The sequence below is a fragment of the Streptomyces sp. MB09-01 genome, from assembly GCF_033794505.1.
GTDB lineage: Bacteria > Actinomycetota > Actinomycetes > Streptomycetales > Streptomycetaceae > Streptomyces.
Genome location: NZ_JARAYQ010000060.1, coordinates 1 through 13,585 on the forward strand (window position 1 = coordinate 1; position 13,585 = coordinate 13,585).

A 13,585-nucleotide genomic window follows, 5' to 3' on the forward strand; every position below is an offset into this window, starting at 1 on the left:
CCCCCCAAGCCCCCGCGGCTGGCTATCCCCTGCCTCCGCAGCCGGAAGGTGGCGCCGGCAAGCCCGGCGGTCAGCTCAACGCCAAGCAGAAGACCGTTCTCGGATGCGGAGGAATGGTCGCCCTCTTCCTCATGGTCGCGATGATCGCCGCTGCTGCCTCGCCCTCCGAAGCAAAGCCCGCCGCGGCAAAACCCGCCCCCACCGTCACGGTCACCGTCACCGCAACTGTCACGGTCACCGCGCCCCCGCCGGTGGCGACCAAGGCCCCCGAGGCGTCGCCGACACAGGAAGCCGCGCCACAGACGGCCCAAGTCCCGGACATGACCGGCAAGTCCGGCGACCTCCTCGTGGAGGCCCTCAAGACGGCAGGCTTTGCCGACGGCTACAAGGCCACCTCGTTCCACGACGTCAGCGGCGAGGGACGCACCGTACTGTTCCTGGCGAACTGGAAGATCTGCGACCAGGACCCCAAGAACAAGGCCATCCCCCTCACCGACAAGATCTCAGTCGGTGTCGTCAAGTTCGGCGAGAGCTGCCCTTAACGCCGACGATCACGGCCGGGCACTGCGGGTTCCGGGGACCTTCTCGGGCCCCGTACCCGGCCTGCGATGATGACGGAGTGCCAGAGCCAGGGACCACTGCCGTCGTCATCGTTCTGCCCGATGCCGCCCCGCTCCTCGATGCGGCGCAGCGTATCGACCCGTCCCTGGTGCGTCATGGGGTGCCGCCGCACGTCTCGCTCCTCTACCCGTTCGTGCCGGAATCGGCGTTGACAGGTCAGGACGAGAAGGGCGTGCGTTCCCTGGCGGCGAGTTTTCCGGCAGCTGATCTGCTCTTGGAGGAGCTCGTGACGGCGTCCGGCTTCGTCGCCGTCACCGTTCCGGGGCTCCAACCGATCGTCGATGCGTTCCGCGCCCGCTGGCCCGCGTTGCGCCCGTACAGGGGCCGCTTCGGGGCGCGGCCCGCCGCCCATGTCACGGTCGCCATGGGTGCAGAGAACCCGACGGCTGCCGCCCATGTCCGCGCTGCGATCGGCGGCCTGCTGCCGCTGCGCACCCGTGCGGCTGCGGTCCAGCTGGTGGTGCTGACGGAGGAAGGCTGGCGGCCGCGGTTCACCGCGCCGCTGGGCGGCCTGGACGGACGGTGAACACCGCCCGCAAGCCTCCTGGCCGTAACCACAGCCAGAGGCCAGCACCCCACACCTGGCCCACGGACCAGTGACCTTGCGCCGTGCTCATCCGGCCGCCCCCCCTGTGAGCGGCCGGCATGTCCGTTGCCGGTACGGCGGCGCCGGCTGCGGGCAGTAACGGGCACGGGCGCCGGGGTAGTCGGGGCAGGGGCAGTCGTGCTCACCGACCACGCGCGCCCGCTGGGCCCCATGGCGGACCTTCAGGCACTCGCGCGGCCGGGGGCGCCGGCGTGCACCGGCTGCGATGCCGGCGCCTGCTTCGTTTTCCGGCTCGGAGCGTGCGGATCTCTTCGTGCAGCGGCTTTCGCCGGCGCCGCCGGGTCGCTGGAGTAGGCACATGCCACTCACACCGACCACACCGAGCGCCGACCCTCCCGAGGAGGGAGCCATCGACGATTGCGAGCGGGTGCGGCGCATCCTGGCCGGGGCCGGTTTCGACACGACGTCCGAGTGGGGCGACGGCCTGCGTGTGTGGACGGCTCCGGAGGGGGTCATGGTGGGGTGGGTCGCGCGTGAGGTGCTGCGGCCGACCGTTCAGGTCCACGGGCACGAAGAGGACCTCTCCCGATTCACTTTGCTGGCCGGCCTGCACAAGGCTCTCCAGACTGCCCTCGCGGTGATTCTGCGCGAAGCGGGTCTGGAGGTCGCCCCGCGCGGGAACGATCTCGTGGCCGTCTGGCCCGGGACGGCCTCGCCGACGGGCGAAGAGGCGGACGTGTAGGGCGAGGGGGGCGCACAGGACTGGGGCGCTGTGTTCCTGATCAGGGTCAGGACTCGGCCAGCGTGCGCCGGGGAGGGCGTCCGTAGGCGGCGCGGTAGGCGGCGGAGAAGCGTCCCTGGTGATGGAAGCCCCACCGGTTGGCGATGGCCGTCACCGTGTCGCGCGACGGATCCGCCGCGAGCAGGTCGGCATGGGCGAGAGCCAGCCGTACGCGGCGCAGGTAGGCCGTCGGAGTCGTCCCGAGGTGGCGTCTGAAGGCGTACTGGAGGGCCCTCGGGGTGACGCCGGCGGCTGCGGCCATCTCCCCCAGGCCGATTTCGGCATCCGGCTCCGACTCGATGAAGGCGACCGCCCGGCGGACGGTCTCCGGCGTCGCGTCCCGGGTGTCCGCGAGCACGGGCTCGGGGCGGGCATTGCTGGGGAAGGCGGCGAGGACGGTCGCGGCGAGCATCCTGGCGAACGCGTCGATCACGAGGGGTTCGCTCTCCATCGGCAGGGCCAGGAGGCTCTCCTCGACGTAGTCGACGGTCCTCTTCCACTGAGCGGCCAGGGCCTCGGAGGCCGGCGTGAAGCGGGTGAAGCGTAAAGGTCGGGCGGGCCGTCCGGGCACGCGGCCCGCGAGCTGTTCGAGCAGGGCAAGCGGAACCGTCACGGCGCGCAGCTCGGCCGCTTGCACGCGGCCCGCGTAGGGGAGGTGGGGCTGCGAGATCGCCAGCACGTCGCCCGGACCGGCTTCGGTAACGTCGTCGGCGCACTCGCGGGCCATGCGGCCGCTGACCACGTGCGTGATGGCCACCGCCCCCAGGGGGTCTGTGGTGTAGGCGTAGTCCGTCGGCAAGGACAGGGTGCTGAGCGACACGGGGCCGGCGGCGGTGCGGGTGTACCAGAAGGAGCTGTGCGGGGCGGGTACCTTCATGCGCAGGCTCGTCCCGTACGCCGCCCTCAGCCAGTCGCGGGCGACGTCCACGTCGGTGGTCCGGACGCTCTTGACGCCGGATGGGTCCGCCTGCGGCTGATAGGGCATGGTGATGGGCGTCCTCTTCAGCAGCGAGCTCGGCACGGCCGGTGCGGCCGACAGTGCGGGCCCCAGCGTACGTCGGGAACGGGATGCAGGGGCACGTGGCAGGTGTTCGACCCGCAGCGGGCCGACGGGCGTCGGTGCCATGGGATGTGCACGGCGCGTGCTTCGGCACCTGGTCTGTGGCCGCCTCCATCACGCAGCTGCGGGCGGGCGTATTCGATGTACGGGACGAGGACGCGGCCCGCTGGCATCGACATGCTCGGCCGGTCTCCCTTCGGCTCCCGGGCCTGCCACCAGCGGACCGGCACGTGATCATTTGTCGGACAGATCCTGGTGACCCCCTGCAGCGGTGCGGTGCACAGGAGGGCCGGTGTTTCGGGTGGGGCGGTGGTGTCACCAGCCGTGGATGAAGGCGGCGGCCTCGGCGGCGTTGTCGGCGACTCCGACGGGCAGCCACTCGCCGGACTCCTCGTCGAGCTCGAAGAGGACGCGGGGGGCGTCGGGGGCGAGATGCGCGGCTCGACCGCGGGCAGCCAGGTCCAGGGGTTCGGCTCGGCGGCGGCCGGTGATCTGCCGGTCGGACTCGCGTCGGCGGTCGCGGCGCTCCGCCCACGCTGCGAGCGGTTCCCTGTCGTCGTCCACATCGCCTCTCCTTTCTCCAACGGGCCCCGGGCAGCCGGTTCCCGGGGGCGCCCAGCGTTGGTGTCTCACCATCGGGTCCACGGTAAGGCCGAAGCGGTCAAGGACGGGGCTGCCTTGGGTATCCCACCACCCGCACGCCGCCTCTACGACGTCCCGCAGGTGCCGCGGTCCGTGCTGGTAGACGATGGCCGGCCCGCACCCTCTTTGGGCCGCCGTGCGGCCGCCCGCGGGCGATCGGTGAGGGCGTCCCACCAGGCGGCCGCCGCGCCACAGGGCCCGGCGGCCGTCAAGCAGCCGGCGCATCACCAGGCCGACGGGGTTAGAGGGCCCTCACTTGGTCGGCCTGCGGACCACGCTGCCCCTGGGTGATCTCGAACTCCACCCGTTGGTTCTCCTCCAGGTTCCTGAACCCGGAGCCCTGGATCGCGCTGAAGTGAACGAAGACGTCCGCACCGCCCTCATCGGGAGAGATGAAACGGAAGCCCTTCTCCCCGTTGAACCACTTCACAGTCCCCTGAGCCATACCCAACCCCTTGCACCAGACATCGCCGAGAACATGGTCCGCACCCGGCTGCACGCCGATACTCCCCAACAACCCGAAGACAAAACCCCGGACCCGGGGGTCGTGCACGCCGGCGGGCCGCGCACCGATCTCGGCGCGGCCCCGGCAGGGGTCGTCGTCGAGCGGGAGCGGGCGGCCGCCCGTAAGACCCGCGGCCCGGCCGGAACTGATCCCGCGAGCGGGCATCCCGCCGCCGCTGCAGCCGTGTTCCCGCGTGACCTGGCGTCGGGTCCGCGGAAAGCCGCGCTCAGCCGTCGGCCGGCTCGAAGTCCGCCTTCGAGGTGCGCCGTGCCCACGCCCCCGTAACGCCTCGCCGGTCGCTTCCGCCCGCCCGCGGTCGGCTACCAGCAGCAGGCGCTGCTCCTGGGACGCTCGACGTCTACCACCTGGATGCAGCAGGTAGAGGGCAGGCCGCGCTTCCGGATCCCGACGGCGGTGGCTGCGCGCGGCGACCGGCTGCACCTGCCCGACGCCCGCTTCAACGGAGCAGAAGCCGACGACGGAGTACGACGCGGTGGGGTCGGTCGCGTACGTCGCCCGGGCTGGTGACCCGCTCCACCATCGCCCGAGTGAGGAACGCGTCTCCGTACGGCAGCGAAAACCTCGGGTACCGGTCGGCGAGCGTCGGCAGCGTCCTCCGCGACCGGCTGAACGCCCGCGACCGGCGTGCCGCCGAGCCGGAGACCGCTCGCCGCCTACTGGGCTCGAGCCTGCGCACCCTCACGCGGAAGGGGCCTCGACGGCACGTGGTCTACGCCAGCGGGGTGCGGGACCAGCGGACGGGTTTGCCGTTGGGGCCGCCGGTGAGCCAGGAGCCGTCGCCCTGCGGCTCCATTTCGTAGGGGTTGGTCGCCTCAACTGCGATCTCGCCGATGACCGTGCCCGTACCCGTGCCCGTGCTCACGTCGACCAGGTGGTGGCGGAACCACTCCTCCTCGTCCTCGCGCTCACCGCCCAGGGTGACCACGGCCGTGTCCCGAGTCAGGTAGCCGCCGCTCCATTCCACGAAGGTCCCCTCCGGGTCGTAGCCGAAGGCCTCGACGGGAAGGGTGAAGAGCACGTCCCCGCTGGGGTGGCGGTGGAAGGCGACGTCCCCCTGCCCGTGGTCGACGGTCATGAACTGCTCCCCGCCCGGCGCCATGTCGATCAGACAGCGGTCCCACCACGGGTACGTCACGAACTCCGGCTCGCCGTCGGCCCCGACCGTCCCGCGGAGAATGACGGAGCCGTCCTGGCCCTCACCGACGTCGAGGTAGATGCTGCCGTCCTCGGGGTGTACGTGGTGGATGGCGCTGTGCCCGACCGTTTCCAGCTCCCGGCGGACGAGGACCGCCCCCGTGTCGGCGTCGTACACGACCCACTGGTCCCCACCACCGCGCCTGGCCATCGCGTCCGGCCGGTAGACCCAGACGGTCCGGCCGTCCAGGGAGAGCGCACAGCCCGGCTGGTGGCCGTGGGGCACGTCGGAGTGCGGTTCGAAGGCCGACGCCCACACCAGGTCACCGGTGCGCGTGAGGCAGGTGACGCCGTTCAGTGTGGTGTACACGACCCGCTCGAGATCGGCCCGGACGACCGATGCCACGACCTCGTCGCCGGCCCGCGGCCGGAACACCGCGGCGGGCTCCAGCACCCCGAAGGCGCCGGAGTCCACTACGTAGGCATGGATGCGGCCGTCGTGGTGGCGCGTGATGATCTTCGGAGCCCGGGCAGGAATCATCCGCCGAGGCTAACGCCCTCCGCAGAACGGCGGGTGGCCGGCCCAACGGCTCGGGCGGGCGGGTCCAGGGGTCTGCAGCTCAGGTCTGCAGCCGCCCTCCTGCGTCCGCCGTCACGGCTGCCCGTCACGGGCGGGATGGAGCACGGCCGGGGCGATCTCCCGTACGCGCTCCTGCGTGATTCAGTGCCTTCGAGTTCGACGAAGGGGCGCCGACCGATCAGACGGGTGTGGACGTGGGTCTTGAGGTTGAGGGTCGTGGGCGAGTAGACCAGCAGGTCGGTCGTGAGGCAGCCGTATAGTTCATGGGCAACTCAGGGTGGTGTGCGCCGCAGCACGAGCAGGTGAATCCGAGATCAGTGGTCATGGTGTAAAGCCCAGGGATCGGCTCGCCGCCCTCGGTCGGCGCCCACCTGCGCCACCGGCGTGCCGGGACATGCCCCGCTCAGAGGGTGGTGGCCTGGCGCCCGTGGTCGATCGCCACGAGTTCGACCTCGAAGCCGTCCTCGTTCTCCAGGTACGCGGCATGGTGCTGCGCACCGCCTGCATGCGGATGCCGGTCGGGGAACAGCAGATGCCAGCCGTGCCCGGTCGCTTCCCGGGCCAGCCGGTCGACCTCGGTGTCGTCTTCGACGTGGAAGGCCAGGTGGTTCAGCCCCGGCCGGCAGCGGTCGTGCCGGTCGGCGGTGAGGGCCGGCGACTGTTCGAGGACCAGGTAGGTCGGCCCGAGCCGCCAGCTGCGCCCGTTGCCCCAGTGCTGGAAGAGGGCGTACCCCAATTCCTCCAGGAGCCAGCCGAACGAGGCGACCGCGCGGTCGAGGTCCGGAACCCACAGCTCGACGTGGTGCAACGTGCCGTGGGTGGGCCGGTTCACGAGGCCACCGCCTCGGGTCGTACGAGGAGACGGCCCTCTTCGCAGCGGGCTCCGCCGGTCGGGGCGGGGGCGAGGTGACGGCGTGCGTTCACTGGCTGATCACCCGTCGAACCTACCCCGCGGGGTGCCGCGCACAACCGATCGAGTGACGTCCGAAGGCAAGCGCATGTCGCCGTGCGCACCCGGCCCCCACGGTCGAGGCTGGAGACACTGTCCGGACCGGAAGCCGACGTGAGCACACCACCCATGAGCACATCACCCATGCCCCACACCCAGTTGGACGAGCGTTACAGCGACAAGGATGCGGCGGCCGTCCCGTGGCCGACGGCCGTGTCGCGGCTGACCGAGGCCGAGCTGTACTGGCTGACGACCGTACGTCCCGACGCCCGCCCGCACGTCACGCCGCTGATCGGCGTCTGGGCGGACGGCGCGCTGCACTTCTGCACGGGTCCGCACGAGCGCAAGGCCGAGAACCTCCGCGCCAATCCGAACGTCGTGCTCACCACCGGCAGCAACTCCCTCCACGAGGGCCTCGACCTGGTCGTAGAGGGCGAGGCGACGCGCGTGACCGACTCCGGGCGGTTGCGCGCGCTCGCCACGGCGTGGGAGACGAAGTACGGCGCGGAATGGCACTTCGACGTCGGCGACGGCGTCTTCGTCAACCCCGAGGCCGGGGAGGCCGTGGTCTTCGCGGTCTCCCCACGCACGGTCTTCGGCTTCGGCAAGGCCCCGTACAGCCAGACCCGCTGGCGCTTCGCCTGAGGTCCGGCGCCGAGCGGGGAGGGGCGGGCCGGTCGCCCCGATGACGGTGGAGGCGGTCGTCCTGCGGCTCTGCGTCGCGAAAGACGTGGAACTTCTCTTCCTCCGATGTCCGCGAAGCCGGGCCGGGCCCTCACGCTCCCGCAGCTACGGGACCCGTCATTGGGTCCAGATGTCCAGCAGCTGGTTCGCCGCACGGAAATTGTCGGGTGAATCCGTGTTGCACACCACAGTGACTGCAGTGTTCCGGTCCGGGCTCACCTTGAAGGTGCTGTGGAATTGCTCCCACTCACCTCGGTGCACCAGGCTCTTGTCGGGGAGAAGGAGCATTCCGGCCCCGTACCGCCCCTCTTCGATGCCCCGCTGGCGCAGGACGTCGCCCACGCTTACGGCCCCCTCCGTGACTCCGGTGAGCAGTTCCTTTCCACCGATACGGCCGGTGCGGTAATTATCGGCCCAGCGGACGAACTCCCCAGGAGTGGTTTGAACGGACCCGTCTCCGTACTGCTTCCAGGGGGAGGAATTGGGAGTGAAGGAGCGGTCCTTGTCGTCGTACGACTTCGCCTTGCCGGGGACGTCCACCGCCGGGGACAAGGTCATGCGCAGATTCAGCGGAGTGAAGAACTCCTCCTGGAGGAACGCCGGGAACGGCGTGCCGGTGACCCTTTCGACAACATGAGCCAGGAGGAGGTAGTTGGAGTTGGAATACGAGAAACGCTTGCCTGGCGGATCCTCCGGCTGTGAGGCGAGCATGGCCGAGATCGCTTCCTGCTGGCCGGGCCGGATCCGTCACCTCGATGCCCTTGGCCTCCAGCAGATCCTGGTATTCGGGAATGCCGCTGGTGTGCCGCATCAGGTCGCCCAGCGTGACGTCCCGGGTCCAGGCGGGCGGGTTGTCGAGGAAATCACCGCGTTTGCCGACCGCGGCCGCGCAGCCCGGGCCACCGGCGGAAGGCACCAGCTGTTGGATCACCTCCGCACTGCGTTTCTCGCGGTCGTCTCTGGCCGCGTATGCCTGCGGGTCCACGACGCCGGAAAGCGCGACCACCAGCATGGCTCCCCATGCCGGGTACACCTCCCATCGAGAGTCCTCCGGCGGCCATGCCCTGGCCAATCGATCAAGAGTCGGCGGATTGTGCGCCGCCGGGACGCGCGTCGGCGAGGCCCATCTGGTTGCGGACCGCAGATGCCGTCCGCGCACCAGGCACGGCGTGGTGGCGGCGGACAGCAACCTCGTCGGCCTAAATCTCCGCGCCCCACGATCTGGATCGACGACCTCCTGAAGGCCACCGCCTGGTCACGACCTCACGCAGCCTTAGAGGCTGAGGGCGTCCTCCGCGTTGTCCACCCAGGCCGTCACGGAATTCTTGTCGGGCGAAACGTACAGGCCGGGCGTCGACGCCTTGAGCGGAGCCTGCTCCAGATCCGACTCCGTGTTCATGGTCATCTCGATCGAGCCGACGGTCTTCCCCTTGCCGTCGTTGGCGCCGCCCATCAGCCCGGCGTACGCCGACTCCCCCGGGTCGAGCCTGATCGCGTCCTCAATACCGGGAGCCGTGCCGCGCTCCGTGGCCTGGCCGTCCAGGTCGCCGAAGGTCACGACCGGATGCCCCAGTGCCCTGCACGCCTTGGTGCCCTTGTTGGTGATCTTCAGCAGGTAGCTGCTGGTCGTCGGCTCCGCCAGGGTCGCGGTGAACTTCACGTCGAAGGTGCTGCACGGGAAGACGTCGAAGTCGGGGTCGGTCGGCTTCGCCGGCTTCGAGGTCGCCGACCGCTTGGACGGCGCGGACGGCGCGGACGGCGTTGCGGACTTCGTCGGGCTGGCGGTCGCCCCTCCGGACCCGCTGCCCGCCTCGTCATCGGTGGGCCCACAGGCAGTCAGGGCCAGTGCGGATACGGCGGCGAGGACGACTGCGGCTCTGCGTACGGTGCTCATGGCGTTGGGGCTCCCCAATGAGAAGCGCGAGGTGCGCGGGGCTGGGCTGAGCGGAGCTGAGCGGGGTCGAGCTGGGGTGGTCCCGGGTTGAACCGGGGTTGTGCTGAGCACCAGCGTCCCGCAGAAGCTTCACAGCTTGGTGACGGTGTCTTGCCGAGTCCACCACGATCGACTCGGCGTGTCGCCCGTCCGGCGCGGTCGGCGGCGGGAGCCCTCGGCGGCGAGGACGGCGCGAGCTAGCATCTGCGTCCATGGTGAGACCCGAGGAGAACGGCCGCACCCCAGGGGCGGTTTCCGGCGCCTGGCGCGTCACCGTGCTGAAGCAGGGGCGCCGCAAGGCCGGCCCGCCGCCGTACGAGCCTTCGCACCGCCTGGGTCAGCCGCTCGCCCGGCGGGACGGCCTCCGGGTCCACGGCACCGCCGGAAAGATCAGCTGCATCGACTCCTCGGGCCGCACCCTCTGGACCGCGCCCTGTTCCGGCAAGCCCAACGCCGCCCACATATCCCGCGGCCGGGTCCTCGTCACCACGGACTCCCTCGCGTACACCGCCTGGGGCAACCTCGGGCCCGCCCTGCTCCTCGACCTGACCGACGGCACCCTGATCACCGAGCTGCGCGGGGAACGCGGCGCGGCCTTGGGCGGCGGCCGTTTCCTCCTCGGGCTGGAGGGCTACGACGCCTTCGACACCTGGGAGTACGACCGCGACGGCACCCTGGTCGACTCCTGGCGCAGCTACGGTCACTACGTCATCGGTACGGGCATCCGCGTCGTCGAGACCGACCGCAACCTCCCCACCCGCAGCCGGGTGGTGCGGCTGCTTCCGGGCGGCACCATCGAGCGCGGACCGCTGCTCACCGACCCGCAGGCCCCTCGGCCGCTGGTCCTGACGGACGGCACCATCCTGGTCCTCGACGCCGGAGTGCTACGGGCCGTCGGCCGCCGGCTGGAGGACACCGTCCTCGCCGAGCTGCTTCCCGTGGACCCCGGCGAAGCCTGGCGCTACCACGGCCGCCTCCACCGCGCCGGTGACAAGGTCACGGTCTCCCTCACCGAGCGGTACCCCGACCACTCCGCCAAGCACACCCTCCACACCTGGACCCTCGCCCTCCACCCGGCCCGGTGACCGCCCCCCGGGGCGCAACGAGCGGTCCCCGGGAGGCGCAGGAGGCGCAGGAGACGAGGCTCAGCGGCAGAGGGCCGTGTCCACGAGGCTCTCGAGGTGTTTCGCTGCGGCCCCGTCGGTCGGGATGCTGGTCACCGCGATGCTGGCGGCGCGGCCGTCGTCGGTGACGCCGCCCCGGGTCTCGTATCCCGGGATGTCGCCGCCGTGGCCCCAGTAGACGCCGCCGCACGACAGCGGCCTGCTCATGAGCCCCAGTCCGTAGCCGGCGCCGGTGTCCCCGATGGGGACGGTGGTACGCATCTGGGCGAGCTGGTCGGCCGGGAGGAGGCGGCCGTCCAGGAGCGCGGCGTAGAACCGGTTGAGGTCGGTGTTGGTGGAGATCATCTGACCTGCCGCCCAGGCCACGGAGGGGTCGATCTGCGTGACGTCGCGCAGTGGAGCGCCTGCCGAATCCGGGTGGTACCCCTTGGGATGGGCTTCTCGGACGGCCATGTCACCGGCGGCGGGGAAGTAGGTGTGGCGCAGCCCGATGCGCTTGACGATGCGCCGGTCCACAGCCTCGGCGAGGGGGCGGCCGGTGACCTTCTGGACGATCAGGCCCGCCACCACGTAGTTCGTGTTGCTGTACCCCCAGTCCTTACCGGAGACGAAGACGGCCTTGCGCTGGAAGGCGATGTCGAGGAGGTCGCGGGGTTCGAAGTACCGCTGCCGAAGGATGTCGTCCTCGACGAGGTCCTCGTAATCGGGAAGTCCGCTGGTGTGCTGGAGGAGCTGACGGACGGTGATGTGACGCCCGTCGAACCCTTCCCCGCGGACGAGCCCCGGAAGGTAGGTGTCGACCGTGGCGTCGAGGTCGATCTTCCCTTCGCCGACCAGCTGCAGCGCGACCACCGCGGTGAACGTCTTGGTGCTGCTGCCGATCCGCACCTGACCGTCCTCGGGCACCTTCGAACCGGTGGCCAGGTCGCCCACCCCTGCAGTGTAGGTACGGGTGCGGCCTTCACGGCCCTTGACGCTCGCCAGCGCCGCGGGCAGGCCGTCAGAGTGCACCAGTGCGTTCAGGCCCTGCTGGACGGTGTCCGGCCTGGCGGAGGCGGACGCCGCAGGCGGCGCCAGCACACCCGTCGCCATGACGCCCAGGGCCGCAACCGCGGCGGCGACCGTGGCCGATACGGCTCTGCGCCGGCCGCTCCACTGTCGCCGGGACGAACCAGACCTTCGCCATGCCTGCTGCTCGCGCACGAGTCAACTCCTACGGGATCGTTGGGAAACCAGCGGTGTGTGCCGGTCCCAGCTTGTCCGCATTCGGCCGCGCGCAACGATCCTGCTACCCGCCCGGCCCCGGGTGGGGCTAACCCCACGTGCGCTCAGCCGGAGCAGGAGATGGCCGGGCCCCCGGCGCGGCACCCCGAGCCACCCCGCGTACGCCTCGCGGTCCACGGCCCAGGAGCGGTACGGGGCATGACGTCTGCGCACACCGGAGACACCTGGCGGCCGGCCAGCGAAAGGGGCAGCCGCGGCGGGGTGCTCCTTCAGCGAGACGGCCTCCAGGTCGCTCCAGGCGGGATCGGCGTCGAGGTGCCGCGTGCTCCTGTCGAGGCCTGCGTCCAGCGCTCGGCCAAGCGGTCCGGGAGGCCGCAGGTGGCCAGGAAGTCGAAGCACAGCTGGCGGCCGGCCGGCGCGCCTCCCGTGTGAACCCGGCGGGGACCAGCCGGACGCCCCACGCGGACAGGTGGGCGTAGCCGGGTAGGGGTGGCGCGGAACTACTCCAGGTGCGCGGCCGCCGCCTCGGGCGACGAAACTTCCCCGACTACTCGGCACACGCTCTCGGCGGCCCCAATCCGTTCGGCTGACCGATCTCGGCTGAGCACGAGGGACGAACGGCGCCAGATGGCACGCTCAGTCACAGCGACCACTCGCGTGTGACACGAGCAGCCGGCCCCGCAATTCGAACAATTGATGGAATAAATGAGTGATGCTCTTCCGCTTCCCTGCCGACCTGATCAGCCTCAAGCGCCAGCAGATCCGCCTACCACCAGCGCGCCCTTCGCCCCACCGTGGGAGCGGCCGAGCTGCGACGGAGCTGATCCGGTTGTCGTGCCTGATCAGCTCACCCGTATCGGGCGGAGCGGGGCTGGAGCACGGCGGGGCGGGTCGAGCTGTTCCGCGCAGCCGAGAGCGGGCCGGACGGGGTACGGGAGCTGATCGTGTGCTGGAGTGGCGAGGAGTTCGTCGTCATCGAGCCCGCGACGCGGTCCTCATGAGCGACCTCGAGGCCCGCCTGGAGAGCTGGCGGGCCGTCCCGGCGTGGCTGGGCTGGGCTGGGCTGGAGCAGAAGCTGGCCGACCGGGCGATCAGCGAGCTGGAGGCGGAGATGGCCGCCGAGACGGCCCGCCGGCCCCCGCCTCCGCCACCGGACTGGAAGCTCGAATCCATCCGGACCGGGTCCGGACCGAAGGCACTCTGCGTCCACGTCGGGGACTGCGCGATGAGCGGCGGCAGGCGCCTGGGCCGTGAGGAGGCCCGCCGGATGCTCGCTGCGGGCGTCGAGCCCTGCCCCTGCTCAGCCCCGAGAACGCACTCGGCATGACCGGCTGACGGGCGGCCTCCAGGCAGCGGGGTAGGTTCGGAGGTAAGGGGTGCGGCCTTGGCCAGCAGAGGCCGCGACGGAGGTCGCGCCCCGGCCTTCGGGCGAGCGGCCCCGCTCGATCGCCGCGCCGGACCTCGCACCTGGACCCTCTTCCCCTCGGCTGTCGCGTGGGAAAGAAGAGAGGTGTCATCGTCGCGGGAAGGCTTGCCCACCGGGACTGACCAGGGACAACGGAGGGTGTCCGATTTGCTAGGTTCCCACTTCCGGTCACACCTCCGGTCCCCTGCTGAAAGCAACCGTCCAGGCAACGGTTCAGCCACCTTCCGGTGCAACCCTGCCCGCTGCTCCTACCGGCTGCCGCGGTGCTCGTGTGACTGCTCGCGATAGTTGGCACTTCGCAGCGCTGGTCGGCACGGAGCGGTCGGCGTCCTGTCTTCGCGATGTCTAGGTGTA

Annotated in this window: 15 protein-coding genes; 6 read left to right on the top strand and 9 right to left on the bottom strand. The window is 70.9% G+C overall.

Annotated elements, in window-relative coordinates:
- The 3 genes from PV721_RS15155 to PV721_RS15165 form a co-directional block, all read left to right on the top strand.
- The coding region (locus PV721_RS15155) for a PASTA domain-containing protein (RefSeq protein ID WP_319724288.1) at positions 1-542 on the top strand (542 nt) is incomplete at its 5' end.
- A 77-nt stretch (positions 543-619) separates the two neighbouring features.
- Positions 620-1,147, top strand: a complete 528-nt coding sequence (locus PV721_RS15160; protein ID WP_319724289.1) for a 2'-5' RNA ligase family protein — start codon at positions 620-622, stop codon at positions 1,145-1,147.
- A 379-nt stretch (positions 1,148-1,526) separates the two neighbouring features.
- The gene (locus PV721_RS15165; RefSeq protein ID WP_319724290.1) at positions 1,527-1,910 is read left to right on the top strand and encodes a hypothetical protein; all 384 of its coding nucleotides are present in this window, start codon (positions 1,527-1,529) and stop codon (positions 1,908-1,910) included.
- Positions 1,911-1,956: 46 nt separating this feature from the next.
- Here the strand turns inward: PV721_RS15165 and PV721_RS15170 are convergent, their stop codons facing one another.
- From PV721_RS15170 to PV721_RS15190, 6 genes are all read right to left on the bottom strand, one after another.
- Complete coding sequence (locus tag PV721_RS15170) at positions 1,957-2,934, bottom strand: AraC family transcriptional regulator (RefSeq protein WP_319724291.1); 978 nt, start codon at positions 2,932-2,934, stop codon at positions 1,957-1,959.
- Between the two features lie 390 nt (positions 2,935-3,324).
- Positions 3,325-3,573: a DUF6087 family protein gene (locus tag PV721_RS15175; protein ID WP_319724292.1), complete on the bottom strand. Its 249-nt coding sequence runs from the start codon at positions 3,571-3,573 to the stop codon at positions 3,325-3,327.
- Between the two features lie 319 nt (positions 3,574-3,892).
- On the bottom strand, positions 3,893-4,096 hold the full coding sequence (locus PV721_RS15180) for a cold-shock protein (protein ID WP_319724294.1): 204 nt from the start codon (positions 4,094-4,096) through the stop codon (positions 3,893-3,895).
- A 790-nt stretch (positions 4,097-4,886) separates the two neighbouring features.
- Entirely contained in the window at positions 4,887-5,852 is a 966-nt protein-coding gene (locus PV721_RS15185) for a hypothetical protein (RefSeq protein ID WP_319724296.1), read from the bottom strand.
- Positions 5,849-6,127 (bottom strand): hypothetical protein, encoded by a 279-nt coding sequence (locus PV721_RS43905; RefSeq protein ID WP_416371107.1) that lies wholly within the window; start codon positions 6,125-6,127, stop codon positions 5,849-5,851. Before PV721_RS43905 ends, PV721_RS15185 begins: the two co-directional genes overlap by 4 nt.
- A 167-nt stretch (positions 6,128-6,294) precedes the next feature.
- Complete coding sequence (locus PV721_RS15190) at positions 6,295-6,723, bottom strand: VOC family protein (RefSeq protein ID WP_319724298.1); 429 nt, start codon at positions 6,721-6,723, stop codon at positions 6,295-6,297.
- A 246-nt stretch (positions 6,724-6,969) separates the two neighbouring features.
- Here PV721_RS15190 and PV721_RS15195 point away from each other — a divergent pair, with 246 nt between their 5' ends.
- On the top strand, positions 6,970-7,485 hold the full coding sequence (locus PV721_RS15195; RefSeq protein ID WP_319724300.1) for a pyridoxamine 5'-phosphate oxidase family protein: 516 nt from the start codon (positions 6,970-6,972) through the stop codon (positions 7,483-7,485).
- 156 nt (positions 7,486-7,641) lie between these two features.
- On the opposite strand, the gene PV721_RS15200 is transcribed toward PV721_RS15195, so the two are convergent.
- Positions 7,642-8,268, bottom strand: coding sequence for a serine hydrolase domain-containing protein (locus tag PV721_RS15200; protein ID WP_319724347.1), 627 nt, complete (start codon positions 8,266-8,268; stop codon positions 7,642-7,644).
- 529 nt (positions 8,269-8,797) lie between these two features.
- The gene (locus tag PV721_RS15205) at positions 8,798-9,418 is read right to left on the bottom strand and encodes a DUF4232 domain-containing protein (protein ID WP_319724302.1); all 621 of its coding nucleotides are present in this window, start codon (positions 9,416-9,418) and stop codon (positions 8,798-8,800) included.
- Positions 9,419-9,669: 251 nt separating this feature from the next.
- Between PV721_RS15205 and PV721_RS15210 the strand changes: the two genes are divergently transcribed.
- Entirely contained in the window at positions 9,670-10,542 is an 873-nt protein-coding gene (locus tag PV721_RS15210) for a hypothetical protein (RefSeq protein WP_319724303.1), read from the top strand.
- A gap of 60 nt (positions 10,543-10,602) precedes the next feature.
- Here the strand turns inward: PV721_RS15210 and PV721_RS15215 are convergent, their stop codons facing one another.
- Positions 10,603-11,673, bottom strand: coding sequence for a serine hydrolase domain-containing protein (locus PV721_RS15215; RefSeq protein ID WP_319724305.1), 1,071 nt, complete (start codon positions 11,671-11,673; stop codon positions 10,603-10,605).
- A gap of 1,129 nt (positions 11,674-12,802) precedes the next feature.
- Here PV721_RS15215 and PV721_RS15220 point away from each other — a divergent pair.
- Positions 12,803-13,132, top strand: a complete 330-nt coding sequence (locus PV721_RS15220; RefSeq protein ID WP_319724307.1) for a DUF6233 domain-containing protein — start codon at positions 12,803-12,805, stop codon at positions 13,130-13,132.
- Positions 13,133-13,585: the final 453 nt, after the last annotated feature.